A 26,011-nucleotide genomic window follows, 5' to 3' on the forward strand; every position below is an offset into this window, starting at 1 on the left:
GTTACCTATGACGAACTTTTTGCCCAGAGATATTTTATCCGCAGTCTCTCGCAATCCTCTGATCGTTTCACCAGAGCTAAATGTGATCGAAGCGATCGCACTGATGGATAAAACTGGCTCAAGCTATGTGATAGTTTGCCGAGAGGATGTTGGTCAAGTTATAGGAATACTCACAGAGAGAGATATTATTCGTCTTAACTCCCAACGATTACCACTAGACCAATTAGTCGTTCAAGCGGTGATGAGCCATCCCGTCATCACTATCCAAGTTTCAGAACTGACTGATATCAATGCTGTGATCATGCTATTTCAAGAGCATTCGGTGCGCCACTTACCTGTACTAGATGGCGATCGCTTAGTGGGACTGCTAGAAAAAGAAAACTTAACTGAGCTATTAACTAAGCAAGTTCAAGCATTTGCTCAAAATCCGATCGCTCAAACACAAAACCGTTCAGAAACAGGCGATCGTCAAACAGAAGATGCCAAGTTTTGGGCTAGTGAACAGCGATCGCAAAAATTATTTGATGCGCTCCCAAAGATATCGGTACAGGGCTATAACCGAGATCGTCAAGTAATTTATTGGAATAAAGCAAGTGAGAAAATCTATGGCTATACTGCTTATGAAGCCATCGGTCAGAATCTAGAGAACCTGATTATTCCTCCAGCAATGCGCCAAGATGTCGTTAACTTGATAGAGGTATGGGTAAATGGGGGAGAGCCTATTCCTGCCTGTGAGTTAACTCTAATGGCGAAAGATAGATCTAGTGTGTATGTCTACTCCAGCCATGTTTTGCTGAATAACTCAAGGAACGAGCCAGAACTATACTGCATTGATATTGACTTGAGCGAGCATCGGCAAACTGAATCGGCACTCAAGCAAAGTGAAGCCCAAAGTCGAGCAATTTTAGAGGCTATTCCTGATCTGATGTTTCGGGTGGGGACTGATGGTCTTTATCGCGGATTTATTACGTCAAATCGAGATTTTGGAATATTACCATCGGATGCTGATCCCACGGGGCAATCAATGGCAGAGCTAATGCCAGAAGCAATCTCTAATCAACAGTTTTACTATATGCAACAGGCCTTGTTGACGGGGGAGTTACAGGTATATGAGCAGCAAATCCAAATTGGCGATCGACTGCAAGATGAAGAGGTCAGAGTCTTCAAAAGTGGTGATGATGAAGTGCTATTTATGATTCGTAATATTAGCGATCGCAAGCAAGCTGAAGCCGCCCTTAAACAAAGTGAATTTCAAAATCGAGCAGTTTTAGCCGCCATTCCCGATCTTCTGTTTCGGATGGGTTCTGATGGTCTTTATCGCGGGATTATTACGGACTATCGTGACTTTAATTTATTGTCGCCGACATCAGACCCCACGGGTCGCTCTATGATAGATGTGTTACCCACCGAGGTTGCTGAACGACATTTTTACTATATGCAGCAAGCCTTGCAGACTGAGGAATTGCAGATATATGAACAACAAATTCAAGTAGGCGATCGTCTCCAAGACGAAGAAGTCAGAGTCATCAAAATTGACGATGATGAAGTGCTATTTATGATCCGCAATATTAGCGATCGCAAGCAGGCTGAAGCCGCTCTCAAACAAAGCGAAATGACTAACCGCACAATTATTGAGACATTGCCAGATCTCTTAATTCAAATGGATATAGAGGGACGATATATCAGCATGTTTGCAGGTAGTGGCGTTCGAGTTGTTTGTCCTCCTACCTCGCTTGACCAGCCAGAAATCTACAATGTGTTGCCAGCCGATTTAGCGGAACAAAGGCTGTATTATGCCAAGCAAGCGATCGAAACTGGTAGCTTACAGATATATGAACAGATTTTTAACTTTGAAGATGAGAAACGTTATGAAGAAGTTCGGATTGCCCCCCTCAACGATCGGGAAGTATTGATCATTATTCGAGATATTACGGATGCTAAACAAATTGAATTTGAGCGATTGCAAAATGAAGAGTTGACCCGCGCAACTCGGCTCAAAGATGAATTTCTGGCTACCATGAGTCATGAACTCCGCACGCCTCTTAATGCCATCCTTGGGATGAGCGAAGTGCTCATAGAACAGATTTTTGGGGACATTAATGAACGACAACTTAAAGCATTACAGACTATTCAGAACGGTGGTTCCCATTTGCTAGAGCTGATTAATGATATTCTAGATGTTGCGAAGATTGAATCTGGTCAAGTAGAACTGGATTGTCACCCTACAGCCATAGTCCCACTCTGCCAATCCAGTCTGGCTTTTATTCGGCAGCAAGCGATCGCCAAACACATCCAGATCAAGACTCACTGGCAAAACAATCTACCTGATGTATTAGTAGATGAACGACGAATACGCCAAGTCTTGATCAACCTCCTGAATAATGCAGTCAAGTTCACGACGGACGGGGGACAAATTACCTTAGAGGTTAATCTCACCTCACAGGAAGACCCTCTTTTAGGAACGAGGAAGCATCTGCAAATTGCGATCGCTGATACAGGTATCGGGATATCTCCAGAAAATATCCCTAAGCTATTTCAGCCCTTTATTCAAATTGATAGTGCCCTTAACCGCAAATATCAAGGTACAGGCTTGGGACTAGCCCTAGTGAAACGGATTGTGGAGTTACATGGCGGCACTGTAGGATTAATCAGTGAAGTGGGTGTGGGTAGTTGCTTTACCATCGTTATTCCCTGTACTGATGTTGTAACAACTTCTCCTAAAAGGGAAACCCAGATTGATCTCAGACATGAACCTAGTCAAGCAAAACATGATAACTACTTCTCGATCTTGTTAGCAGAAGATAATGAAACCAATATCGAGATGCTCTCCCCCTATTTAGAAGCCAATGGCTATCATCTTCTATTTGCAAAAAATGGACTGGAGGCGATCGCCATAGCTAAATCACATCAGCCTGACTTAATTTTGATGGATATCCAAATGCCAATTATGGATGGACTAGAAGCAACCAAGCAAATTCGACTCGATCCTAATTTGGTTAATACACCAATCATTGCATTGACAGCATTAGCCATGACAGGCGATCGCGAAAAATGTCTAGATGCAGGTGCTAGTGAATATCTGACCAAACCTGTCCAGCTAAAAGCATTAGCTCAAATGATTCAAACTTTTTTGGCTCACTAGCATTCTGCGCGGCATTTATAGCGGTCGCCAGTCTTGTTAGAACATAAAACCCAGAAAACGAGTTGCGGCGCAACTCGTTTTCTGGGTTTTGATTAGTCCTAATGCAAGTGACTACCGCTATACCTGTACTGAGGGAGAAGAGTCATTTACATTTTGCGTAAATCCTAAGTTTCTTAAAACTTCGACAGATTTGTTGATAAAAATTATTGAAATTGTCGAATTTTCCTTAAGACAGTCAAAAGGAATGAATTACTTTCCAGCAATTGCAGTAATGTCTGGAGGAAATGTGCATCACTCTGTAGATTTTGGTCAGTGAAGATAATTGCATAAGGTACATGAATGAAGATCGGCGTTATTAAAGAAATAGAATTTGGAGAGCGCAGAGTTGCTCTCATCCCTGATGTGGCAAGTCGTTTAGTCAAAAGTGGATTAGAAATCTTAATCGAAAGTCATGCTGGCGAATCATCGTTTTTTGCGAATTCCGCCTATGCAGAAGTCGGTGCAAACATAATTGATGATAAAACTGCGCTGATCAACGAATCAGATATTTTATTGAAAGTAGGCGCGCCGCGAGAAGAAGAAGTGAGTATGTTCAAATCTGGACAGATCATCATCGGCTTTCTCAACCCGTTAGGCAGACCCGAGTTAATTCGTCGCCTCGCGCATCAGGGAGTTACCGCTATGGGCATGGAGATGATCCCCCGTAGCAGTCGGGCGCAAAGTATGGATGCCCTGTCTTCTCAAGCCTCAATCGCAGGTTATAAAGCCGTCCTCATCGCCGCCGCCGCCTTGCCCAAATACTTACCAATGCTCACCACCGCCGCAGGTACGATCCCCCCCGCAAAGGTGGTGGTTTTAGGTGCAGGTGTGGCTGGACTGCAAGCGATCGCCACGGCGCGTCGTCTCGGCGCACAGGTCGAAGCCTATGACATTCGTCCTGCGGTGCGCGAAGAAGTGCAAAGTCTGGGCGCGAAGTTTATTGATGTCACCCTAGAAGAAGACACAACTGCCGCAGGGGGCTATGCCAAAGAGATTTCGGAAGCTGCCAAACAACATGCTCAAACGGTTCTGGCAAAGCATATTAAAGATGCCGACATTGTGATTACCACCGCTCAAGTTCCCGGACGCAAAGCGCCTGTGATGGTCACCGATAGTATGATTGCTCAAATGAAACGTGGCTCGATCATCGTCGATATGGCAGGAGAACAGGGCGGCAATTGTGAAGGCACAATCGCGGGTAAAGATGTCATTTGCCATGGGGCAACAATTATTGCGCCGATTAATTTACCTGCTTCGATGCCGATCCATGCGTCCCAAAAATACGCCAAAAACCTCCTCAATTTGCTCAATCACTTAATCAAGAAAGGCGAACTCCATCTTGATTTTACCGATGACATTATCAGTAGCACTTGCATCACCCACGCTGGCGAAATTCTCAATCAGCGCGTCAAAGATGCCCTTTCGCAATTAGCAGTCTCAGCATAATCCATATTCAATTACAAAGTCGGCACTGTGTGCCGACGCAATTCACTATGAACGAATCATTAATTAGCGCTCTATTTGTATTTGTCCTCGCGTCCTTTGCAGGATTTGAAGTAATTAATAAAGTTCCGCCGACCTTACATACACCACTGATGTCTGGCTCCAATGCCATTTCAGGAATATCGGTCATTGGCGCTTTGATTGTGGCAGGTAGTGATGTTAATCCCAATCTCTCGGTAATTCTGGGACTAATATCGGTGGTCTGCGCCACGATCAACGTTGTTGGCGGCTTCCTTGTCACCGATCGCATGTTGCAAATGTTCAAAAAGAAAGAGGCGTAAAGCACCATGCTAGAAAGTATTTCGGGTTATCTACCCACAGGGATTCAGCTTACGTATTTGGTGGCCGCGACTCTATTTATGATTGGTCTCAAACAAATGGGATCACCTGCTACGGCGCGTAAGGGGAATTTGCTCGGCGCAATTGCAATGCTCTTGGCGGTCGTGGCAACTTTGCTCGACAAACAGGTATTGAGCTACGGATTGATTTTAGTTGCGATCGCAATTGGTTCAGCGATTGGTTCACTAATTGCCTACAAGGTCGCCATGACCGACATGCCCCAGATGGTTGGGTTACTGAATGGTTTAGGAGGTTTAGCATCCTCCTTAGTTGCCGTGGGCGAATATTGGCGTGTGACTAGCAACGGGCTAGAGTTGCCCCTAGTCGATAACCTGTCGATTATGGCTAGTGTCCTGATCGGTAACATCACTTTTACAGGCAGTATGATCGCCTTTGCCAAACTCCAAGGGATCATGAAAGGCGCACCTATTCGCTTTGGCTATCAACAAACAATCAATATTTTGCTCCTAGTTGCCTTTGGTGTTGGCGCAGCACTAATAATTGCCGATCCTACTAATGTGGCGGGATTCATTAGTATTAATGTGATTTCGCTACTGGTGGGCGTACTATTTGTAATCCCCATCGGTGGCGGCGATATGCCCGTGGTAATTTCCCTGCTCAACTCCTTGTCAGGGGTTGCCGCCAGTGCCGCAGGTTTCGTGGTGATGAACAATGTTTTAATTATTTCTGGAGCCTTAGTTGGCGCTTCGGGCTTGATCCTCACCCAGATCATGTGTAAAGCCATGAACCGAACTCTCCCCAATGTCTTATTTAGTGGCTTCGGCACAACCTTAGTCACCGATGGCGATGCGGGTAATAGCAGCAACAAAACCGTCAAAACCATTGATCCCGAAGAATGCGCGATGATGCTCGGCTATGCGCGATCGGTGGTGATTGTGCCAGGGTATGGCATGGCAGTTGCCCAAGCCCAGCACGCCGTGCGCGAGTTGTCCGACATGCTGGAGCGCAAAGGTGTCGAAGTGAAATTTGCGATTCATCCTGTTGCGGGTCGGATGCCCGGCCATATGAATGTGTTACTAGCAGAGGCAAATGTGCCTTACTCGCAACTCTATGACATGGATGATATCAATACCCAGTTTGAAAATACTGACGTGGTGTTGATTATTGGTGCGAATGATGTGGTCAATCCTGCGGCAAAGACAAATCAAGCTAGTCCTATTTATGGTATGCCAATTCTTGAAGTGGATAAAGCCAAAAATGCGATCGTGATTAAGCGCGGTATGAGTGCTGGTTTTGCGGGTGTGGAGAATGATCTGTTCTATCAACAAAAAACGATGATGTTATTTGGTGGGGCAAAGGATATGGTAAGCAAGCTCGCCAATGAGCTAAAGCAAATCTAATTAGGTGAATGGTGGCGCGAAGCGCCACCATTCACTTCTAAGCCCAAAAAGAAGCCTCGCAAAGCGAGACTTCTTTTTTAATTACTCAGCTTCGAGGGGAGCCATCGTTAAACCTGCTTGCTTGAGTTGAGCATGATATAACTCCGCTTGCTCCATTGGCCCCACCCAGACGATCGCCAAACCTTCAAAATGAATTTGATTGGTAAATTCCCAAGCCATCTGCTCAGTCATGTGGGGAATATATTTCATCAAGCAATTAGACACATGCTCAAAGGTATTGAAATCATCGTTTAGCACAATCACCTTATATTTTGGGTAAGGCTTGCGTACTATTTCCTTTACAGTGTCCTTAACTTTTTCGGGAGATTGTATCGCAGCAAATATAGGCATAATTTCAACTAACGCTTTTTTGCATTATCGCAAAAAAAGAATCGCAAAGCGCTATATCCATGATAATTAGAAAGAAGTGCGATCGCATTTCTTCCTGATTATTGTTATTCAGACCACTGACTCCATGTTTACCTTCGCACTGCCCAAAGGCTCTCTGTTAAAAGATTCGATCCGCTTGCTCCAAGGAGTCGGGATGGACTTTAGCGCCTTCCTTGATGCCTCGAACCGACAACTCCAAATCACCGATCCCACAGGCAGCGCTAAGGCTTTGCTAGTGCGGGCGCAGGATGTGCCTGTATATGTAGAATATGGACAGGCTCAGGCGGGCATCGTCGGGGAAGATGTCTTGCGGGAAAAAACGCCTAAAGTTGCGAAATTACTGGATTTAGGTTTTGGTGGCTGCCGCATGTCGATCGCAGTTTCAGGGGAGAGCCGCTATCGTTCACCCTTAGATTTGCCACCCCACAGCCGCATTGCTTCTAAATACGTCGGTTGTGCCCGTGCCTACTTTGACAGCATTGATTTACCCGTCGAGATTATTCCTCTCTATGGCTCAGTGGAGCTAGGACCAATTACAGGTATGGCTGAGGCGATTGTCGATTTGGTATCGACAGGCAAGACCCTCAAGGATAATGGCTTAATTGAAATTGAAGTTTTGTATCACAGCACAGCTCGACTGATTGGGCATCCGCTAAGTTATCGCGTCCATAGTGAGCGTTTTGGCGAGTTAATTAGCAAAATGCAAGTAATACCAAATTAAGAAATGGCTATGCCACACTCCCGTGAATTGGGATAACTGCTTAATCGCATAAAAAGAGTTGGGGCAAAGCTCCAACTCTTTTTTATTTGGAAATTTTGCCCCATACAGACTGAGCAGCTTTTTGGATGCGGCTCACAGTTTTGGAAACTTTTTTTTCTAGTTTTTTTTCCACACCTTCTAAAGCTTCATTAACCGACTCTACCGCCCAACTATCAAATTCTTCAATGCGATCGCGTACTGAATCAAACCGCTTATCAACATTTTTGTGAGCTTTTTTAAAGTTCTTTTCGTACTGTTGTTGAGCCACATCCGCCACAGTATCAACGGCATCATGGATAGTCTTGCCAATCTGATGTTTAAGATCTTTCGGCTTTTTGGACATCGCGGTAACTCCTGAATGATCCACTGCAAAAGTATTGGTTTTAAATATAATACTAGGGCGATCGCCAGTTATATAATCTCGTTGACACAATGACACAAGAGCCTAGTGGAAATTTTTATGAGCAGGGGTTAGCCAAGGCAAAGACTGGCGATCGCTATGGTGCTGTGCAAGCCTTTAGTTGTGCGATCGCAAATAGGCAAAACTTAGCTGAGTCACACTATCAGCGCGGACTAGTCCTATTCGATTTGGGCGATCGTCAAGGTGCGATCACAGATTACAGTCAAGCAATTAGCCTTAATCCTGAAGCAGTTGATGCCTATATTGCCCGTAGCATTACCTATATTGCGATCGCAGATCTTGTTGCCGCCCAAGCTGACATTGCCCAAGCCCTAGTCATTAATCCCAAATCAGCAATTGCCCATCAACTCTTGGGCTTAACCTACAAACAACAAAATCAAATTGAAAAGGCGATCGCAACTTACAAAAAAGCCGCCAGTTTATTTCTAGAACTGCGCGATGAAGCTAATTGTCGCCGTTGCATTGAAAGCTATAAACCACTAGAAGCAATAGTACCGCCCTCAACCGAGGATGTCCTGAGCAATGTGCAGCAAAGGCTCAACAAAGGCGACTATACCAATGCCTTAATTGATCTTAATTGGCTTCTGCAAATTGAGCCCAAAAATGCTGAAGCCTTTTGTCTGCGCGGTTTAACCCTCGGCAAAATGGGCGATCCCCAAGGTGCAATCAAAGACCTCAATCAAGCCACATTTTTAGCACCAGAAAACTTTGATGTTCGTATCGGGCGAGGCAGGATTCGCTTAGAAATTGGTGACGCTCAGGGGGCGATCGCTGATTTTAATGAATTATTGCGCGAATATCCCAGCAAGTCCGAAATTTATAGCGATCGCGCCAAAGCCTACATCAAGCTTAAGGACTATCGCACCGCCATCGAAGACTTTTCTAGAGCGTTATCCCTCGATCAAACCAGCCCCCAAATCTATTGCGATCGCGCCGAGGTGCGCTACGACTTTGGAGATCTTCAAGGTGCGATCGATGACTACCAACAGGCTGCAAATATTTGGTTTCAGCAGTCAGTCATGGATCGTTATCAATTTGCGATCGATCGTGTCAATCTCTGGCAGTCGGAACTAGCCAAGCAAACCAAAGAGGCAAAACGCCAACAGGCAAAAGCGGCGGCAGCGGTTGATTTGATGCAAATGCCAAGCCTTGAATTACAACAACGACTACTGGCTCTCGTTGGTGGCAATATGGCAATTGCCCAGCGTTTGATTGATATTGCCAAGCAAGAGCATCCGAATATGCCTGAAATTTGGTATTGGCAGAAAGTAGTATTTGATTTAGAAAGCGATCGCCAAGGTTAAAACCAGCGCTTGTGCCGCCCACGTCGCGGGCGGCACAGGCTCTTAAACCAAAGAGAGTGATCACGCCAAGCGCAATCACTCTCTTTGAAAGCTCAAAAACATAGATAAACTCAACACAAAAAACTTATTTAGGGTAATTTATCGATTACCACAAAGCAGGCACAGGACGCGAAGGTACTGCGGCTGGAGCTTCAAAGCGGGGCATAGGAACCGCAGGGGCTGGCTCTTCAGGAGCAGCACAAGCATTGAATCCTTCACTTAGCAAAGATGAGCAGTAGGAACTAGGCAAATCACGAGTACGAATCGTCGCATCGCTAAGAGTTTGCAAGTCCATCATTTCACGATTAATTGCCCGAAAAGCATTAGCTTGACGTTCAATCCATTGATCCCTAAAGGTTGTTTGAATATAGGGATTAGGCAGATTTGGATCAGAGGTCATATCCAAGATTTTATTCTGTACCTGAGGATAGGTAGCAGGAAAGTTACGTGGAAATTGATCTTGATCCGTGAGCAGAGGGTCGGCAAAGGCAACACCACTAGAGAGCAATGCTGAAGCAGCTACTAATGATGAAGCGAGCCAAGAGAATTTGGTACTCATATAAATACACATCCTCACAGTTGAACGCTGACTAATGTAGCAGATCCAGCCATGAATTAACGAGTTAAGTCACAAAGTAGCAAATCGATTCTTATAGCTACCGCCCAGTTAAAAACCAAAATAGCGTTGCGGCGCGAAGCGCCGCAACGTGTAATTTTTCACTGGGAAGGGAGTAACGTAGCTGACTGTGACTATAGCTATAAGTTCTCATGGACAAAAAATAAAGGAATAACTGCAACCAAGCGAAGAATCGTGGAAAGAAAAAATATGCCAAAGATTCCTTCGTAATGGGCATATTGAGCGAAAGTACCGCCTACAGTCGCGCCTAATGCACTGCTAACACCTGCGATTGCCGAGACGATCGCAAAAAAAGTGGCGTGATGTTTGATCGGGGCAATTCCGATCTGAAGATTATTACTACCTAAATCAATTGCTGCCCAAGTCCCGCCTAAAAAGAGATGAAAAATAATCAGATATAGCCACAATTGCTCTTGTACTTGCGATAGCCCAGTCAGTAACCAAAATAAAGGCGTAATTGCGATCGCAATACCCACCACTATTAATAAAAGACGATTACCAAAGCGATCGCTTAATTGTCCCCACAGCAATAGCATCAACATATTTGCGCCACTAGATAGACTACTCAGTAAAGTTACCCAAGTAATATCGACATCAAGATTCTCTAACATATAGAGATTAAAGAAGGGAGTGCTGAGATTAACGGCAAATCCCCAAAGGGCAACATAAATCAGAAAAAAGATGAGGTTACGATCTTGAAAGGGAGTAATGAGATTATTAAATAGGTTTATTCGATAACATTCTTGCTCTTGTTCAGCTTGATATTTTTGAGGATTAACATCAATCATCAAGTGTTGACAGGTCAAACTCGCTACACCTGCTAAAATGCCCACCCCCAACACAAGACCATATCCTGCGATACTTCCACCTTGCCAATTAGCAATGATAAAACTTGCGATCGGTAAACAAAGCAAGCCTGTCACATTGCTAACAATGCTACGCACACTATAGTATCGCCCCCGTAATTTTGCAGGAACTAATGCAGCAAGCCAACTCATCCAAGAAGCACTACCCATCGCCGCTAAGATATTGGAAGTGATCACCAAAGTTAATGTCAAATAGACTAGTTCTTTAGAAAGATTAGTATTTGTACCTTTCAGAATAATGCCGACAAGTAGAACGAGCCAGAGCAGTCGTGCTGGTAAGAATGTCCAGATGCCATAGTCATGACGACTATAAGAGCGATTAGATAATAAAGCTCCTAAAGGTTGTAAGAGATTTGCTAGCATTGGCAAAGAAGCTGTCATCCCAATCTCAAAAGGACTCGCACCTAAATCGATCAAAAAGCTGCTAAGCAAAACGCCCCCTGTGATATTACTAAAAACCGTTGATAAACTGCCATCAATACTCGACGCACGGAGGCTAGTACGAACGGATATTTTTAGTTCTCTTGCTTCTTCAGTATAGGTTTGGACGATCAAAATGAGCCTAGATATTTTATAAGATTTTGTATAAATGGAATTGACAATGTTCTTACCTCATAAATCTCAACCAGCTTCGGTCAAATATAAACTTTCTCATCAATGGAGAGTGCGATCGCGACTAATTTTATCAATTCTAGTTGCTTTAGTTTTCGCAATTTTCCTGCCTCATTGGTTTAGCTTATCTACACGCATTCTCTGTATATGGAATATAGGAATGATTAGTTTTTTATTAGCAACTTGGACATTAATGGTGCAAGCAAAACCAAAAACAATGCGTCGTAATGCCCAAAGTCAAGATGAAGGAAGTTTAGTAATTTTGAGTTTAATTACGGCGGCAGCTTGTGCCAGTATTTTAGCGATCGCTTTTATTTTGAGAGAAGCTAAAGGGCAAGACATCAATATTGTAATTTCTCATGTAATTCTCGCAGTAATTACGATTGTTGGCTCTTGGTTACTTGTCCATACAATTTTTGCAATGCACTATGCCCATGAATATTATCAAGATCATCAAACAAATTGCGATACCGAAGCAGGTGGACTAGATTTTCCTGACGATATTGAGCCAGACTATTGGGATTTTTTATATTTTTCATTTGTCATTGGCATGACTAGTCAAGTTTCTGATGTGCAGATTACTTCGCGATCGCTAAGACGATTATCTTTATTACATAGTATTCTTTCTTTTTTCTTTAACACCGCTATTGTAGCAATGACTATTAACATCATTGCTGGTTTAATTCAGTAACTTACAGCTCTTTGCGCTTAATTAAAATCCATAAATATTTTTGAAAGCGGCGCTTCGCGCCGCTTTCAAAAATATTTATGTACTACTCAAAGCCTCAATAGGCTGTACGTGAACCAAAAGAGAGTTGCAGTGATTCGCGCCGCAACTCTCTTTTAGTTTTATGTCTTAACTTGCTTAGCTATAGCTATAAACTAATTAAACGTCTCAAAAAGCATGATCAAAGTTGTGGAACATTCAAATCGCGGAAAATTACTCGACCTGTTTTGTCGTCTTGCCTATAAAAGTGGGGATTTTACACTATCATCTGGGCAAAAAAGCACCTACTACATCAATGGCAAACTAGTAACATTGCATCCCTTTGGGGGGCTATGGACTGGACAGGTACTATTGAGCATGTTGCCAGAGGGTACAGGCGCAGTGGCAGGCTTGACCCTAGGCGCAGACCCGATCGTGAGTGCTGTTAGCGTTGTCTCAGCCTACGAAAATAAACCGATTCCCGCTTTGATTATTCGTAAGCAACCCAAGGGACATGGCACAGCCGCATGGATCGAGGGGCCAGAACTCGCACCAAATACGAATGTAGTGGTTTTAGAAGACGTAGTAACCACAGGGCAGTCCGCATTGTTTGCCGTCGAGAAATTGCGGGATGCAGGTTACACCGTGACCCATGTGTTAACGCTAGTAGATCGCAAACAGGGGGGAGCAGAGCTTTATGCCAAGGAGAGCTTACAGTTCGCCGCCGTGTTTGGCATCGACGAAATTCAGGACTATGCCAAAAATTTAAGCTAAAAAATATCCCAGCCTACGGCTGGGATATTTTTTAGCCAGCTATAGCTAGTTGTTCCTTTGATTGGGTCAGTCGCTCAAAGGCTTCGCGCATCTTTAAGCCCACAATGATTTGCAACAAGCCAGTGCCACTATTGGAACCAGGGTAATCGGGATGGCGTAGTAATAACTCCGTCAGTTCACCATAAAATTTGCTGCTGGTATTACTGAGGTGATTTTCGATGTAAATCAATTCTTCCAAGCGATCGAATTGACCATCAATTTCTAAAATGCTGACAGGATGACCACACCAGCTATCTGGCCCCGAAAATAGTTTGATGCCTGGGTAAGAGCAGGTGAGTTTTGTGCCGCAGGGAATCCAAGAAATTGTCGAACCTTCATCAAATAGATAGGCAGGCTGTAGCCCTTGCATATCGAGACGTTGAATCAGCCGTACCCGCAATACTTTCCGTTCTGTATCATTGGGAATCAAATTGGTGGGCAAGATTTGGATCACCACATCGGCATCGGCTTTCTGTGGATCGATATATGCCTCAAAGTCTGGTCGTCTGGCTGCGATCGCTTGGACAACATCGGCTAGGGTATGCCCGCGTTCTGCCATATCCCGTTGGGTTTTCCAAGCAATTTTAATTTCATCACTCAGATCGAGATAGATACTGAAGTCAATTAATTCTCGAACGCGCGGATCATAGAGTGGATGCAAGCCCTCAATCACGATCACTTTGTTGGGATGCACCAATTCAGGAGGATCAAGTAGTCCCGTCTCATGATTGTAAATCGGCTTCATGATCGATTTACCTTCCTTGAGCGCTTTTACTTGTTCATACATCAAGTCAAAATTATTAGCGCGTGGGTCAAGGGCAGTAATTCCTGTTTGCTTACGTTGCTTGCGATCGAGGCTGTGATAGTCATCTAGACAAATCACCGTCATAAATTCTGCACCAAACAGATCATTTAAGCGGCGGAGAAAGGTGGACTTACCACAGCCAGAGTCTCCTGCGACCCCAATGACAACAACGCGGTTAGATTTACTGCTCATCATGCTGAACTCTTCCTTAATATGAATTTTTCAGTTTAATAAATTGTGCTTATTTTGAATTTATGTATTCTTAACTACTTTTTTATAAGCTCCAATCTATCAAAGCCTCGGCATTCATACAAGACTAAATCAGCAATTATCCTAATATTTTGTATTGTTAGTGAATTTTAAATGTGGCAACACAAGAAGCCTCAAATAAGTGAAAGCGGCGTGAAGCGTCACTTTCACTTATTTGGTCATCAAAACTTATAAATCTATCTAAACCCTGCTGCTCAAAATATCGCGACTGAGCGCTTGTTGAAAATCTTGGATATGCAATTGGTGTTGTGGTAGCCAAATATTCCCCGTTTCTGTATCCATGGGCGGCAAAACATCATAAATTGGCTCTTGAAGAAAATAGGTTTCTTTGAGCCTTACTAACCATGCCGATTGAGATTCGTCAGCGAGTCGTGATTGCAAATCTATGAGAGTAGTTGGCGCAATATCAAGCTGGCGCTCTAGCTCAAGGGTAAGTTTCACATCATGGCGATCGCAATGCACAATGGAATCGATGGTGGCAAGTCCCTGTAGGGCAAAGGCAGGAAAAGTATCGGCATCAAAGCCAAATTCATCCATAAGCTGTTTGCAGATATGGGCAGATTCAGGATTGTCGGGGTAGCCGAGGGAATGGATCAAAACGCGACTGTCAACCGCAGTCTTGATGAACTCAGGTGGATTAAAAACAACCAAAGTTGCATAAACCCTTGCTAGGTAGCAAACTGCTTCTTCAGGACATAGGGAAATAGCTACAGTTATTGCTGCTTGGTCAAACATGATGCCAAAATGCAAGTATTTTTGATGTTTAAGATGATCAGCATACAACGATTGTTGGTTTAAACCTTTGCTGCAAATGACTTAATCTTGTTTATTCCTAAGCAAAAATAGGCGAGAATCTTAGACTACTAAATTTCACAAAACCAAAATAGAGTTGCGGCGCTTCGTGCCGCAACTCTATTTTGGTTTTGTTCTAACGTCAATGGCTACAACCATAAACAGACAGCGACAGATTTTCAAAAATCGTAAAGTAACTTGAACTATCGGCAAATTAGGCAATTGCAAAGCGTAAGATCTTAGTATATGAGATTCTTTTAGATTACCGACGATAATCTAAAAGAATCTCATCAATGCACAACTTCTCAGCTTTGGAGACAAGATCATGGCGATTGCCTCAATCAATCCTGTCACGGGAGAATTGTTAAAAACTTTCACGCCGCTATCCGATGCGGAAATAGAGCAGAAGATTGCCTTAGCTGATCATACCTTTGCCACCTACAAACATAGTAAATTTGCCGATCGCAGTCGGTGGATGCACCAAGCCGCCGATATCCTCGAGGCAAAAAAAACAGAGTTGGCAATTATCATAACCCTTGAGATGGGAAAGACCCTCAAAAGTGCGATCGCAGAAATCGAGAAATGCGCCCATCTCTGTCGTTTCTATGCCGAACATGCGCCACAGTTTTTAGCTGACACCCCTGCCACCACCGATGCTAGTTGTACAATCATCCGCTATCAACCCCTAGGCGCAATTCTGGCGGTGATGCCGTGGAACTTTCCCTTTTGGCAAGTGTTTCGCTTTGCCGTACCCGCGCTGATGGCAGGCAATGTGGGACTGCTCAAACATGCATCCAATGTGCCGCAATGTGCGCTGGCAATCGCCGAAGTCTTCCATGCCGCAGGCATCCCTGAAGGTGCATTTCAAACCCTCCTCATCGGTGCGGATCGGGTAGCAAATTTGGTTGCCGATGCCCGCATCAAGGCCGCCACATTAACAGGTAGTGAACCTGCGGGGCAAAGTCTCGCGGCAATGGCGGGGCATCATCTCAAAAAAGTAGTTTTGGAACTGGGGGGCAGTGATCCATTTATTGTCCTCCATAGTGCCGATCTGGACTTAGCCGTAAGTACCGCCGTCACCGCAAGGATAATGAACAACGGACAAACCTGCATTGCCGCCAAACGATTTATTCTCGAAGATGCGATCGCAGATTTATTTATTGCCAAGTTTGTCGAGAAATTTAAAGCTCTCAAAGTGGGCGATCCGATGCAGCCTGAAACCGATGTGGGTCCCCTCGCCACGCCACAGATTTTGCATAAACTTGATGCTCAGGTTAAGGCTAGCGTTGATGCAGGGGCAAAAATTCTCATTGGTGGGTATCGCCTTAAAGACAAAGGAAATTTTTATGCGCCCACCATTTTAAGTGACATTCCCCTTGGCGCACCTCCCTATCAAGAAGAGTTTTTTGGTCCCGTCGCCTCGATATTCCGTGTCAAAAACATACAGGAGGCAATTGCCCTTGCCAACAGCACTAATTTTGGTTTGGGTGCAAGCATCTGGACTCAAGATCTAGAGGAAATCGAATTGGCGATCGAACAAATCGAATCGGGGGCAGTCTTTGTCAATGGCATGGTCAAATCCGATCCGCGAGTTCCCTTTGGCGGTATAAAGCGATCAGGCTTCGGTCGTGAACTAGGCTGCGAAGGAATTCGCGAATTTGTAAATATCAAAACCATTTGGATCGCCTAGTTCCATTCCCAAATCAGAGCCTACATTACCCACACTTCTTTAAGAGAAACACGATGAACACCGCAGAACTATTGGTCAAATGTCTAGAAAGAGAAGGAGTGGAATATATTTTCGGACTACCGGGAGAAGAAAATATGGCAGTTCTCAATGCCCTTGAGCATTCATCAATTCGATTCATTACCACACGCCATGAGCAGGGAGCAGCTTTTATGGCGGATGTCTATGGGCGACTGACGGGGAAGCCGGGGGTATGCCTATCCACACTGGGGCCGGGAGCAACTAATTTGATGACGGGGGTTGCCGATGCGAATCTAGATTGTGCGCCATTGATTGCAATTACGGGACAAGTGGGAACTGATCGGATGCATATTAATTCCCATCAATATCTCGATTTAGTGGCGATGTTCGAGCCTGTGACCAAATGGAACGCTCAAATTGTGCGTCCAAGTATTACTCCCGAAATTGTCCGCAAAGCCTTTAAAATTGCCAAGTCCGAAAAGCCGGGGGCAGTGCATATTGACCTACCTGAAAACATTGCGGCGATGGAAGTGGCAGCACAACCGCTATCGATCAGAAGCGATCGCAATTCTATGTATGCCTCCTACCGCAGTCTATCAGAAGCAGCATTGTTGATTGCTCAGGCAAAAAACCCCTTAATTCTGGTCGGCAATGGTGCAATTCGTTCCCAAGCTAGCCAAGCTCTCACCGATTTCGCCACCCGTCTCAACATTCCCGTGGCGAATACCTTTATGGGTAAAGGGGTGATTCCCTATCGTCATCCCTTAGCGCTGTGGACTTTGGGATTACAGCAACGAGATGTAATTAATTGCGCCTTTGACGAAACTGACTTAGTGATTGCCGTTGGTTATGACTTGATCGAATATTCACCGAAAAAGTGGAATCCCCAAGGCACAATTCCGATTATTCATGTGGGAGAATTAACCGCCGAGGTGGATAGTAGCTATATGCCCCAAGTGGAAATTGTCGGGGATATTTCTGATTCCCTTGTGGAAATTATGCACCGTTGCGATCGCACAGGCATGACTGAACCCCATGCAATTGCGCTGCGTCCACAAATTCTAGAAACCTATGAGCATTATGCCCATGACGAGGGTTTCCCCATTAAGCCGCAAAAAATTATCTATGACCTACGGCAAGTGATGGGAGCCGATGATATTGTCATCTCCGATGTGGGAGCGCACAAAATGTGGATGGCTCGCCATTATCATTGCGATCGCCCCAATACTTGCATCATTTCCAATGGTTTCGCGGCCATGGGGATTGCGATTCCAGGGGCAATTGCCGCGAAGCTAGTCCATTGCGATCGCAAAGTGGTAGCGGTGACAGGTGATGGTGGTTTCATGATGAACATGCAGGAGCTAGAAACCGCCACCCGCATCGGTACACCCTTTGTGACCATTATTTTTAATGATGGCGGCTATGGGTTGATCGAATGGAAACAACAAATCCATTATGGTAAAACCGCATTTATCAAATTTGGCAATCCTGATTTTGTGAAACTAGCCGAAAGTATGGGGTTAAAGGGCTATCGGGTTAATTCTGCGATCGATCTTGTGCCAACCCTCAAGGAAGCTCTAGAACAGGATGTGCCTGCTGTGATTGATTGCCCCGTGGACTACCGTGAGAATATGCTCTTTTCTCGCAAAGTGGGCGAGTTGTCCTGCCCTATTTAGCCGATCACGACGAAAGTTTTCCCCCTCTATAGCAAAGCAAAAATTAGTTATTACAAACCCAAGAAGCGAGTTGCGGCGCGGAGCGCCGCAACTCATCTTCTGGGTTTGTGTCTTATCGCAAAACTTTTTTGCGATAAGACAGGGAAACAACTCCCTGTAAATTTCTTGATATAGTCAAACCTATAACGCAGCTAGCTTGTAAAAATTTTTATTTATGATTGGCATTAGGCAAAGTTTAGATTCAGAAGATTTACCACCCCAACTGCCGCCCAAACTGCCGTTATTGCAGATGTTTCGGATTGGGCTGTTCCAAATGGGGCTAGGAATTATGTCCCTATTGGTGGCAGGACTCTTAAACCGCGTCATGATCAATGAGTTGACGATTCCTGCAACCTTGACCGCCGCATTTATTTCCATGCCCTTGTTGGTATCCCCCGCCAGAATTTGGTTTGGACAAACCTCCGACTCTAAAACTATATTTGGCACTCATCGCTCTGGCTATGTCTGGATTGGGGCGGTTCTATTTGCAGTGGTTGCATTTTTAACCACACAGGTCATGTGGCAACTAGGGCGCAGTGTCCATGAGATTGGCTGGAGCGGTATTACCTACGCATGGGTAACCCTATTAGCCGCCATGTTTGCCCTCTATGGCATGGCAATTAGCCTCAGTTCCACCCCCTTTGCGGCGATGTTGGTGGATGTTTCCGATGAAGAGGAACGCTCAAAGTTAGTGGGGATCGTCTGGTCGATGCTGATGGTGGGAATTGTCATCGGTGCGATCGCAGTTTCGAGGCTATTACCCTGCACCGAGAATCCCGTGACAGGAGTTTCCATTTTTGCCAATAGCGCCCGTCAAATTCAGCTTCAAAATGCAATTAATTCTGTATTCGTGATTATTCCCGTGGCAGTAGTCGGCTTGGCTGTCTTTGCCACCTATGGCATTGAGCAAAAATATTCTCGTTATAAATTGCGGGTTGAGGAAAATCATATTCTCAATGGCACAACTGCCACCGAAGACAAACTGACTCTCAGCAAAGCTTTACGGGTATTGACTGCCAGCAAACAAACGGGTTTATTTTTCTCATTTTTGCTGATGATGACCATTGGCATTTTTATGCAGGATGCAATCATGGAACCCTTTGGTGGTGCAGTATTTGGGATGAGTATCTGTGCAACAACACAGCTCAATGCCGCCTTTGGGATGGGAACTTTGATAGGACTCAGCTCCGCAGGTTTTTTAATTGTGCCGCGTCTGGGCAAACAAGCTGCTACTAAGTTTGGATGCTATGCGGTGGCAGCAAGTTGCGCCTTACTGTTACTTTCAGGCTTTGTCCAAAAAACTTGGGCATTGCAAGCTTCACTGGCTTTGTTTGGCTTTACGTCAGGGATTACCACTTCAGGGGCTTTGAGTTTGATGCTCGACCTGACCGCAGCCGAAACTGCGGGTACATTTGTGGGGGCTTGGGGATTGTCTCAGGCAATCGCAAGGGGACTAGCGACAGTTACAGGTGGTGTGGTGCTAGACATTGGTAAAAAGATTTTTACTAATGCCACCTTTGCCTACAGTTTTGTATTTGTCTGCGAAGCCGCAGTGATGATTTTGGCGGTGGTGCTATTAGGTCGCGTCAATGTGCAGGAGTTTCGTACTGATGCGAGGCAAGCGATCGCCACGGTGTTTGCCAACGAAATTGACTAAATGTAAGCAAGGGGCTTAAGCCCCTTGTCTTAAAAAAAGAGGGTGGCGACTGCCACCCTTTTTTTTAGGAATTTTTATTTTCTTTCAACAGCTTGGTATATTCCTGATCCGCCAAGTCCTGCTCGGTGGTGTAGGCAAGATTATTTTGATCGATGACCTCTTGCTTGGTGGCAAAGGTACGCGCAAAATCTAGCTTTTGACGCAGGGTGCTTGATGGCTTTTGGAGTTTTTCGGCACTTGCCGCCCGCTTTTGATTGCGATCGCTAATGCCGCCATTCAAATATTGCAACACAAAATAGCGTACCAAGGGCGTAGATAGAAATAGCACCGCATAGCCCAACAGGAATCCATAGGCAGCATTGATCAATCCTAAGAATCCACCTGATACCAAAGTCTTAGCAAGTCTAGGATCGCCCAGTAAACTGCCAAGATATAGCGATGCAACTAGATAAAAAACACCTAAACCAATGGATAGAGCAATTTTGCCTTGAGGGGCTTGGCTAAACTGCCAAACCTTTTCTTGCAAATAGGCACTGGTGGTTTTAGCTCTGCGCTCTGAGGCGACCTTTTGTAATTCGGGGAATTTATAGGCAATAGTTCCTGCTTCGCTGACTTCAGGAAAGCCATTAAATTTTGCCAACACAGGGATCACAAAATATTCATCACCCTCAAGACGGCTAGTTTCATCGAGATAGGGCGCGATTTGTTCTGCAATGACCACGCCATTATGACTGCGGATCATCGAGGCAATCTCGCGCCAGCGACGTTCTTCGAGGTCGGCGTTGGGGTTGCCATCACCAAACAAAAATGAAAATACACTTTCTAAAAAGCCCATTTCATTGGGGTCGCGTTGACGAACTCGTTCTGGCTCGTAGTAGTAGGGGTCAAACATGATGAAGGGGTTGCCAAAGGGATTACCCCAACCGCCGAGCCAAATAAAGCCGCCGCCGCCGCGATTGTCACTACGGCGATCATTGCGATCGTTGTCGCTGCGCCCTTGACTTTGAATGGCAATTGTCGCGGCAATAATGCCAAGTACCACAATCAAAATCGAAACAACTAGCAAAATCCCAAAGGATATACGGATCGCATAAAACACCCATTTCCAGACACCCTTCAGCCATTCGTTAACCTGTAACCAGAACGATCGACTAACAAGAATTTGCCGAAAATTGGGTGCAAATTTATAGGCAATTTCGCCCGATTCGGCAACTTGGAGATTACCACCCGTCTCCGAAGCAAGCGCCAACACTTCACGCTGTGCCGTATTGAGATCAAGTCCAGACTGTGCCGCCACATCACCTATCGTGACCCGATAGTTGAGCTTTTCGACGGCTTCCATCACTGCTGTACGCGGAGCCATATGCTTTCCCTAATCGAACTTCTAAGACTATTATGATGGAAATAGTTAACAACTAGCGCATCAGCAGTTTTAGGATATCCGTCATGCAGCAAGAACCATTGAGATCGCCTGCAAATCAAGATTACACTTTAGAGCCAACGGGGGAAGATGACTCTGATTTTGTATTAACAACTGCACAGGAAGCGGCGATGTTGGCAGAATATGGGGATAGTCAAGAGGTTGATCTACAAAGTCTAAGTGATGAGGATGAAGTTGAGTCAGGGACAAACCTAGAACAGGGTTTAGAGCAGGGTGTTGATGTTGTCTCTGATTTCAAGCATTTTCATAATCACTACATTGGCAACATGGAGCTACTTGCCGATAAGCAAACCGTGATGAAATATCTTGATGCTCATCAGGGTTGGTTTAGGCGTTGCGCCCATCCTTTTAAGGCTGATCCGATTGGGGAAACGGGCTATGCCATGGGTATCGGCAAAGTAGGCGCTTTAGGCTTTCAGGTTGATGCGCGAGTGGGGCTAAATTTGTTGCCACCCGATGAAAATTGTGTTTATCGGATTGTGACAATTCCAATTCCTGAGCAAGCGCCACAGGGCTATGAGGTGGACTTCCAAGCGGAGATGCGTTTGGCGGAGAAAACCTTAGAGGTAAAAGCAGGAGATAAATCAGAGGATGCTCCATTAATCACCTGTATTGAATGGGATTTGAATCTCACGGTTTCCCTCCATTTCCCTACTTTCATTCAGAAGCTAGCGGCCGATATGATCCAGAAGACAGGGGATAGTGTGCTTGGGTTTATTGTGCAGCGTGTCTCTAAGAGTTTGACTGCCAAAGTTCAGGATGACTTCCATAAAACCCATGAGATTAAAGTTCCCAAACAAATTAAGCTCAGAAGATAGCCCTCACCCCTAGCCCCTCTCCCTTTGGGAGAGGGGAACAAGAAAGAAGAAACATGATTTACACCTTTGCGATTTTACTTGCACCCGCCCCCGACGATTTACCTTTGGGAATTACGGGCAAGCCAATTCAATATTTAAATTGCGATCGCATTATTGCGGCGATCGAGCCAGATGTGGATATTGAGGCTCTCAAGTTATTACCTGAGCAGTCACTAATGCAAGCGATTATTCAACACGATCGCCTTATTTGTGAACTCTTCGAGCATCGCACTCTCTTACCTTTGCGCTTTGGAACTGCTTTTGTTTCTATTAGCGCCTTAGAGGCTTATTTACAAACAGAACAAGAAAGACTAGTCGCAAGTTTAAAACGCCTTGATGGTTATGCCGAATTTTTGATTACTGGCAGTGCGACAACACCTAAGGCTGAAGCTGTTAGCAATCTCAAGGGCAAAGATTATCTCTTAGCTAAGCGATCGCAATATTTGCAACAGGAACAATTGCGATCACAGTTGCAACAGGAAGTTCTCGATTATCGACAGACAATTACTAATAGCTTAAATCCTGCTCTCTATAAACCTGAATTTCAGCATGTGGAAACTCAAGGCTCGGAAGATGTGCGGGTTTATGCGTTATTGCCGCGATCGCAGGTTGAGTTTTTACAAGAATCATTGCGATCGTGGGAAGAGCAACATTCCCATTGGCAGATCTCATGGAGTAATGCTTTGCCGCCCTATCATTTCTTGAATTAATGCTGGTAGCGATATAATGAGATTAAGCTAAGTTTAAACAAGACAAAGCTATGGTTTAAAAATCAAAGTAAGTAAGCAGCCCTCAAAACATCTGATAAGCTGAACATATACCGTGATCACTCTGGTGGTCTATAGTCTTAATCAAAATTAGAATACACTTAGAAAATGGAATTATCTGATTTTCAGTTAGAAGACTATCAAGTATGGCTCAACAAAGGTCTTGAGCTAATTGATCTAGGAAAATATGAAGAAGCAATAGTTGCCTGTAATCAAGCACTACAAATAAATCCTGATGGTCAAAAAGCATGGAGATATAGAGGCATTGCACTAGCTCTTTTAAAAAGATATGAAGAAGCATTTTCTTGCTTTGATAAAGCTTTACAAATTAATCACAACGATAGTGAGTCTTGGAAAACAAAAGGGAGTGTACTAGGTATTTGTGGCAGATATGAAGAAGAGGCTGCATCTTATAATCAGGCGTTACAAATTATACCGAATGATTATGAGGCGTGGAGTGGATTAGGCAACGCTTTAGATAGCTTAGAACAATATGAGCAGGCTATCGTAGCTTATGACAAAGCCTTGAAAATCAAACCTGACCAATACGAGGACTGGAAAGACAGAGGCATTGCACTTAGTAATTTAGGTAAGTATGAGGAAGCTATTACATCTTATAAGCGTGCATTAGAGATCAACTCTAATGATGATGAAATCTTAAAAAAAACAGGTGATGCACTATTCGCCTTGAAAAAATTTGAAAATGCAATTGAATTTTATGATTTAGCAATTCAAATTAATCCTAATTATTATGATGCATGGGACAAGCGAGGAGACTCTTTAAAAGAATTAAAAAGTTATTCAGAATCAATAAACTCATACAATGAAGCATTGTTAATTATTCCACATAATGAAGATGGATGGTTTAGCAGAAACCTCATACTAATTAAAACAGATAGATTTGAGGAATGTCTCGATAATCTTTTCCAGCCTTTACTATTTAAAAATGATGATAGACTATGGAATTTATTTGAATCCATTTTAAGGATTATCAAAAACAGTTATAAATCATCACAATTAGTTGAAAGAATTACTCAAACCTACAAAGATGCAATTAAATTATTGAAAGATATTGAGAATCATAATCGTCTCGTTCGGTTTAGTTCACAGCTAGGGAAAATATTATTTGAAGTAGGTAACTACACTGAAGCAATTGAAAATCTTCAAGTTTGTGAGCAGATTTCTTTAGAATTAAATGATATTTCTAGTTTAGCCCTCACTTTATATGACTTAGCACGTTTGTATCATCTTACGGGTAGATTAGAACAAGCAAGGCTATATTTCAAAGACTCATTACGACTGTTTAGGAGATTACAAGATCCCGAAAAAATTGCAGCAGCAACATTATCATTGGGTAATTTAGAAATGCAAATTGGTAAGACTTCTCAAGCTTTAACTCACTTGAAAGAAGCAGAAACTTATTATCAAGATCAAAATAACTCCGATCGCTTACACGAAATCAATTACTTACTCCAAATCTTACAAGTAGCTTAATTATGTCACCTAAAAAATTTCGACTTGACGGTTATAAAGCATCTCTCAAAAAATGGGAACTACGAGAAAATCCATTTCATGCAACTCCACCCGATGATCCGCAGCTACTAGCTCAAATATTTTATGGACGCGATCAAGAATTAGATATTGCCATTCCTACCCTCTATGAAGGTAATAATATTCTGGTGAGAGGCACTTGGGGCATTGGCAAAACAGCTCTCATCCTCAATTTGATCTATCAACTACAACAAGAAGTAGCGGCTCAAGATGAAAAGATGTTGGTACTTTATCTGAGTAGTATTCCAGCAGATAAACCTGTAGATTTTTATCGTTCCTTACTAATGGCGATCGCAGATAGTTTAAAAGAGCAAGATTCCGAAGCTCAGGACATTGTCAATAGTCTCTTAGGTTATTCTATCCAACGTACTAAAACTTCTACTGAAGGCAAAGTTCAATTGTGGTCAATATCTTTTAGCGTCAAAGATGAAACTCCCTCCAATCCACTTACGCCAAATACTAACGCTGATCCTTATCCTTTACTAATGCGACTATTAGATAAAGCCGAACAGAAATATAATCGCATAGTTTTTGCGATCGATGACTTTGACAAAAAAGATCCCATCGTTGTCCAAACTATTCTAGAAGGAAGCCTCGACCTTTTCCGTAACAGTAAAAATCGTGCGTTTATCATTACAGGTAGAGGCTTTACCGATCTCCAAGAAGCAACCTTAAAAGCTTTAGGCATCTTTTCAGAAGATATTAACCTTCCACCTATGGCTCCAGACGATCTGCGACACATAGCCATCAACTATCTCAATAGTGCCAGAAAATCTTTCCGTGATGATTGTTATCCTTTTACTGATGAAGTGATGTCATTAATCACTGACTATGCCCAAGGATTTCCTCGCCAACTAAACACCATTTGCGAGAAAGTGCTACGCCAAGCTGCATCTAAAGGATACGACGAAATTAATTTAGAAGCTTTTACAGATGTCTGGCAACTAGTCCAACAAGACTATACACGTTCTATTTCTCCTCAATTACGTCATTTACTCTATGTTGCCCACCAAGCTGGAGGCATAAGCGAAGATATTGAAGATGAAGATCTAGCCAAACTAGATGTCCTAACCTATGTCTCATTATTACCAAAACTCAAATCGATGGAAGATCTAGGAGTATTAATTCGTCGAGAAGATGAAGGCGGTATTCGTTTTTTACCATCTAAACTATTTCAACCTCCTACATAATTTCCAAATACCTTTTCAAGCCTTGATACAATAGGAGAAAACCATGATTACAACTACAGAAATCTTCCAAACCATTACCAAACCTTCTCAAGAAGACCGCTTCCAAATCGCAGAAACACTTTTACAAAGACTGCTAACTCAGACAAAACCCACCCGCACCCAAATCAACCAGCAGCTAAAAATCGCCGCCTTACTTGCCGTTGACGACTACACCAACGATCCAGAACTAACAGCCCTAACTGCCCTTGATGGCGAGGACTTATACGAATATTAGATATACAATATTA

The 26,011-nt window shown here is 43.8% G+C and carries 23 protein-coding genes; 16 read left to right on the forward strand and 7 right to left on the reverse strand.

Annotation, left to right across the window (positions count from 1 at the left end):
- The first annotated feature begins 7 nt into the window (after nucleotides 1-7).
- The 4 genes from H6F41_RS11820 to H6F41_RS11835 all read left to right on the forward strand — a co-directional run bounded on the left by H6F41_RS11820 (nucleotide 8) and on the right by H6F41_RS11835 (nucleotide 6,384).
- Nucleotides 8-3,142, forward strand: a complete 3,135-nt coding sequence (locus H6F41_RS11820; protein ID WP_190403682.1) for an ATP-binding protein — start codon at nucleotides 8-10, stop codon at nucleotides 3,140-3,142.
- A 339-nt stretch (nucleotides 3,143-3,481) separates the two neighbouring features.
- Nucleotides 3,482-4,627 carry a Re/Si-specific NAD(P)(+) transhydrogenase subunit alpha gene (locus H6F41_RS11825; protein ID WP_190403683.1) on the forward strand — a complete coding sequence of 382 codons (1,146 nt, stop codon included), beginning with the start codon at nucleotides 3,482-3,484 and terminating at the stop codon, nucleotides 4,625-4,627.
- 47 nt (nucleotides 4,628-4,674) lie between these two features.
- Nucleotides 4,675-4,965 (forward strand): NAD(P) transhydrogenase subunit alpha, encoded by a 291-nt coding sequence (locus tag H6F41_RS11830; RefSeq protein WP_094533598.1) that lies wholly within the window; start codon nucleotides 4,675-4,677, stop codon nucleotides 4,963-4,965.
- 18 nt (nucleotides 4,966-4,983) lie between these two features.
- Nucleotides 4,984-6,384 (forward strand): NAD(P)(+) transhydrogenase (Re/Si-specific) subunit beta, encoded by a 1,401-nt coding sequence (locus H6F41_RS11835; protein ID WP_190403712.1) that lies wholly within the window; start codon nucleotides 4,984-4,986, stop codon nucleotides 6,382-6,384.
- Nucleotides 6,385-6,465: 81 nt separating this feature from the next.
- Here the strand turns inward: H6F41_RS11835 and clpS are convergent, their stop codons facing one another.
- On the reverse strand, nucleotides 6,466-6,774 hold the full coding sequence (gene clpS, locus H6F41_RS11840) for an ATP-dependent Clp protease adapter ClpS (protein ID WP_190403684.1): 309 nt from the start codon (nucleotides 6,772-6,774) through the stop codon (nucleotides 6,466-6,468).
- Between the two features lie 124 nt (nucleotides 6,775-6,898).
- On the opposite strand from clpS, the gene hisG reads away from it, so the two are divergent.
- A complete protein-coding gene (gene hisG, locus H6F41_RS11845) occupies nucleotides 6,899-7,534 on the forward strand; it encodes an ATP phosphoribosyltransferase (RefSeq protein ID WP_190403685.1) in 636 nt (211 codons plus the stop codon).
- Between the two features lie 82 nt (nucleotides 7,535-7,616).
- On the opposite strand, the gene H6F41_RS11850 is transcribed toward hisG, so the two are convergent.
- Nucleotides 7,617-7,916 (reverse strand): hypothetical protein, encoded by a 300-nt coding sequence (locus tag H6F41_RS11850; RefSeq protein ID WP_190403686.1) that lies wholly within the window; start codon nucleotides 7,914-7,916, stop codon nucleotides 7,617-7,619.
- An 89-nt stretch (nucleotides 7,917-8,005) separates the two neighbouring features.
- Between H6F41_RS11850 and H6F41_RS11855 the strand changes: the two genes are divergently transcribed.
- Nucleotides 8,006-9,298 (forward strand): tetratricopeptide repeat protein, encoded by a 1,293-nt coding sequence (locus H6F41_RS11855; RefSeq protein ID WP_190403687.1) that lies wholly within the window; start codon nucleotides 8,006-8,008, stop codon nucleotides 9,296-9,298.
- A 145-nt stretch (nucleotides 9,299-9,443) separates the two neighbouring features.
- Here H6F41_RS11855 and H6F41_RS11860 read toward each other — a convergent pair whose 3' ends face one another.
- Together H6F41_RS11860 and H6F41_RS11865 are read right to left on the reverse strand one after the other, a co-directional pair.
- Nucleotides 9,444-9,896 (reverse strand): hypothetical protein, encoded by a 453-nt coding sequence (locus tag H6F41_RS11860; RefSeq protein ID WP_190403688.1) that lies wholly within the window; start codon nucleotides 9,894-9,896, stop codon nucleotides 9,444-9,446.
- Nucleotides 9,897-10,093: 197 nt separating this feature from the next.
- The gene (locus H6F41_RS11865; RefSeq protein WP_190403689.1) at nucleotides 10,094-11,395 is read right to left on the reverse strand and encodes an MFS transporter; all 1,302 of its coding nucleotides are present in this window, start codon (nucleotides 11,393-11,395) and stop codon (nucleotides 10,094-10,096) included.
- A gap of 34 nt (nucleotides 11,396-11,429) precedes the next feature.
- On the opposite strand from H6F41_RS11865, the gene H6F41_RS11870 reads away from it, so the two are divergent.
- Both H6F41_RS11870 and pyrE read left to right on the forward strand, forming a co-directional pair.
- Nucleotides 11,430-12,143, forward strand: a complete 714-nt coding sequence (locus tag H6F41_RS11870) for a DUF1345 domain-containing protein (protein WP_242023026.1) — start codon at nucleotides 11,430-11,432, stop codon at nucleotides 12,141-12,143.
- 213 nt (nucleotides 12,144-12,356) lie between these two features.
- Complete coding sequence (gene pyrE / locus H6F41_RS11875; protein ID WP_190403690.1) at nucleotides 12,357-12,932, forward strand: orotate phosphoribosyltransferase; 576 nt, start codon at nucleotides 12,357-12,359, stop codon at nucleotides 12,930-12,932.
- A gap of 31 nt (nucleotides 12,933-12,963) precedes the next feature.
- On the opposite strand, the gene H6F41_RS11880 is transcribed toward pyrE, so the two are convergent.
- Nucleotides 12,964-13,968: a phosphoribulokinase gene (locus H6F41_RS11880; protein ID WP_190403714.1), complete on the reverse strand. Its 1,005-nt coding sequence runs from the start codon at nucleotides 13,966-13,968 to the stop codon at nucleotides 12,964-12,966.
- A 258-nt stretch (nucleotides 13,969-14,226) separates the two neighbouring features.
- Nucleotides 14,227-14,781 (reverse strand): hypothetical protein, encoded by a 555-nt coding sequence (locus H6F41_RS11885; RefSeq protein WP_190403691.1) that lies wholly within the window; start codon nucleotides 14,779-14,781, stop codon nucleotides 14,227-14,229.
- Nucleotides 14,782-15,163: 382 nt separating this feature from the next.
- On the opposite strand from H6F41_RS11885, the gene H6F41_RS11890 reads away from it, so the two are divergent.
- The 3 genes from H6F41_RS11890 (at nucleotide 15,164) to H6F41_RS11900 (ending at nucleotide 19,918) form a co-directional block, all read left to right on the forward strand.
- Entirely contained in the window at nucleotides 15,164-16,528 is a 1,365-nt protein-coding gene (locus tag H6F41_RS11890) for an NAD-dependent succinate-semialdehyde dehydrogenase (protein WP_190403692.1), read from the forward strand.
- A 53-nt stretch (nucleotides 16,529-16,581) separates the two neighbouring features.
- Nucleotides 16,582-18,222, forward strand: a complete 1,641-nt coding sequence (locus H6F41_RS11895; protein ID WP_190403693.1) for an acetolactate synthase large subunit — start codon at nucleotides 16,582-16,584, stop codon at nucleotides 18,220-18,222.
- Between the two features lie 214 nt (nucleotides 18,223-18,436).
- Nucleotides 18,437-19,918, forward strand: coding sequence for a BCD family MFS transporter (locus H6F41_RS11900; protein WP_190403694.1), 1,482 nt, complete (start codon nucleotides 18,437-18,439; stop codon nucleotides 19,916-19,918).
- Nucleotides 19,919-19,982: 64 nt separating this feature from the next.
- Here the strand turns inward: H6F41_RS11900 and H6F41_RS11905 are convergent, their stop codons facing one another.
- On the reverse strand, nucleotides 19,983-21,281 hold the full coding sequence (locus H6F41_RS11905; protein WP_190403695.1) for a hypothetical protein: 1,299 nt from the start codon (nucleotides 21,279-21,281) through the stop codon (nucleotides 19,983-19,985).
- 83 nt (nucleotides 21,282-21,364) lie between these two features.
- Here H6F41_RS11905 and H6F41_RS11910 point away from each other — a divergent pair, with 83 nt between their 5' ends.
- The 5 genes from H6F41_RS11910 to H6F41_RS11930 all read left to right on the forward strand — a co-directional run bounded on the left by H6F41_RS11910 (nucleotide 21,365) and on the right by H6F41_RS11930 (nucleotide 25,998).
- Nucleotides 21,365-22,177 (forward strand): DUF1997 domain-containing protein, encoded by an 813-nt coding sequence (locus H6F41_RS11910; protein ID WP_190403696.1) that lies wholly within the window; start codon nucleotides 21,365-21,367, stop codon nucleotides 22,175-22,177.
- Between the two features lie 53 nt (nucleotides 22,178-22,230).
- Nucleotides 22,231-22,926: a GvpL/GvpF family gas vesicle protein gene (locus H6F41_RS11915; RefSeq protein WP_190403697.1), complete on the forward strand. Its 696-nt coding sequence runs from the start codon at nucleotides 22,231-22,233 to the stop codon at nucleotides 22,924-22,926.
- A 165-nt stretch (nucleotides 22,927-23,091) separates the two neighbouring features.
- Entirely contained in the window at nucleotides 23,092-24,477 is a 1,386-nt protein-coding gene (locus tag H6F41_RS11920) for a tetratricopeptide repeat protein (protein WP_190403698.1), read from the forward strand.
- A gap of 2 nt (nucleotides 24,478-24,479) precedes the next feature.
- Nucleotides 24,480-25,724: an ATP-binding protein gene (locus H6F41_RS11925; protein ID WP_190403699.1), complete on the forward strand. Its 1,245-nt coding sequence runs from the start codon at nucleotides 24,480-24,482 to the stop codon at nucleotides 25,722-25,724.
- A 43-nt stretch (nucleotides 25,725-25,767) separates the two neighbouring features.
- Nucleotides 25,768-25,998 carry a hypothetical protein gene (locus tag H6F41_RS11930; RefSeq protein WP_190403700.1) on the forward strand — a complete coding sequence of 77 codons (231 nt, stop codon included), beginning with the start codon at nucleotides 25,768-25,770 and terminating at the stop codon, nucleotides 25,996-25,998.
- The last annotated feature ends 13 nt before the right edge of the window (nucleotides 25,999-26,011 follow it).

Origin of the sequence: Pseudanabaena mucicola FACHB-723 (genome assembly GCF_014696385.1) — a bacterium.
Classification (GTDB): Bacteria; Cyanobacteriota; Cyanobacteriia; order Pseudanabaenales; family Pseudanabaenaceae; genus Pseudanabaena.

Excerpts from the sequence above, each read along its gene's own strand:
- H6F41_RS11895 (WP_190403693.1), top strand. The coding sequence starts at position 16,582 with ATGAACACCGCAGAACTATTGGTCAAATGTCTAGAAAGAGAAGGAGTG.
- H6F41_RS11880 (WP_190403714.1), bottom strand. The coding sequence starts at position 13,968 with ATGAGCAGTAAATCTAACCGCGTTGTTGTCATTGGGGTCGCAGGAGAC.
- H6F41_RS11915 (WP_190403697.1), top strand. The coding sequence starts at position 22,231 with ATGATTTACACCTTTGCGATTTTACTTGCACCCGCCCCCGACGATTTA.
- H6F41_RS11925 (WP_190403699.1), top strand. The coding sequence starts at position 24,480 with ATGTCACCTAAAAAATTTCGACTTGACGGTTATAAAGCATCTCTCAAA.
- H6F41_RS11820 (WP_190403682.1), top strand. The coding sequence starts at position 8 with ATGACGAACTTTTTGCCCAGAGATATTTTATCCGCAGTCTCTCGCAAT.
- H6F41_RS11870 (WP_242023026.1), top strand. The coding sequence starts at position 11,430 with ATGGAATTGACAATGTTCTTACCTCATAAATCTCAACCAGCTTCGGTC.
- H6F41_RS11900 (WP_190403694.1), top strand. The coding sequence starts at position 18,437 with ATGATTGGCATTAGGCAAAGTTTAGATTCAGAAGATTTACCACCCCAA.
- H6F41_RS11860 (WP_190403688.1), bottom strand. The coding sequence starts at position 9,896 with ATGAGTACCAAATTCTCTTGGCTCGCTTCATCATTAGTAGCTGCTTCA.
- H6F41_RS11930 (WP_190403700.1), top strand. The coding sequence starts at position 25,768 with ATGATTACAACTACAGAAATCTTCCAAACCATTACCAAACCTTCTCAA.
- H6F41_RS11830 (WP_094533598.1), top strand. The coding sequence starts at position 4,675 with ATGAACGAATCATTAATTAGCGCTCTATTTGTATTTGTCCTCGCGTCC.
- H6F41_RS11890 (WP_190403692.1), top strand. The coding sequence starts at position 15,164 with ATGGCGATTGCCTCAATCAATCCTGTCACGGGAGAATTGTTAAAAACT.
- H6F41_RS11920 (WP_190403698.1), top strand. The coding sequence starts at position 23,092 with ATGGAATTATCTGATTTTCAGTTAGAAGACTATCAAGTATGGCTCAAC.
- clpS (WP_190403684.1), bottom strand. The coding sequence starts at position 6,774 with ATGCCTATATTTGCTGCGATACAATCTCCCGAAAAAGTTAAGGACACT.
- pyrE (WP_190403690.1), top strand. The coding sequence starts at position 12,357 with ATGATCAAAGTTGTGGAACATTCAAATCGCGGAAAATTACTCGACCTG.
- H6F41_RS11850 (WP_190403686.1), bottom strand. The coding sequence starts at position 7,916 with ATGTCCAAAAAGCCGAAAGATCTTAAACATCAGATTGGCAAGACTATC.
- H6F41_RS11905 (WP_190403695.1), bottom strand. The coding sequence starts at position 21,281 with ATGGCTCCGCGTACAGCAGTGATGGAAGCCGTCGAAAAGCTCAACTAT.
- hisG (WP_190403685.1), top strand. The coding sequence starts at position 6,899 with ATGTTTACCTTCGCACTGCCCAAAGGCTCTCTGTTAAAAGATTCGATC.
- H6F41_RS11825 (WP_190403683.1), top strand. The coding sequence starts at position 3,482 with ATGAAGATCGGCGTTATTAAAGAAATAGAATTTGGAGAGCGCAGAGTT.
- H6F41_RS11885 (WP_190403691.1), bottom strand. The coding sequence starts at position 14,781 with ATGTTTGACCAAGCAGCAATAACTGTAGCTATTTCCCTATGTCCTGAA.
- H6F41_RS11855 (WP_190403687.1), top strand. The coding sequence starts at position 8,006 with ATGACACAAGAGCCTAGTGGAAATTTTTATGAGCAGGGGTTAGCCAAG.
- H6F41_RS11910 (WP_190403696.1), top strand. The coding sequence starts at position 21,365 with ATGCAGCAAGAACCATTGAGATCGCCTGCAAATCAAGATTACACTTTA.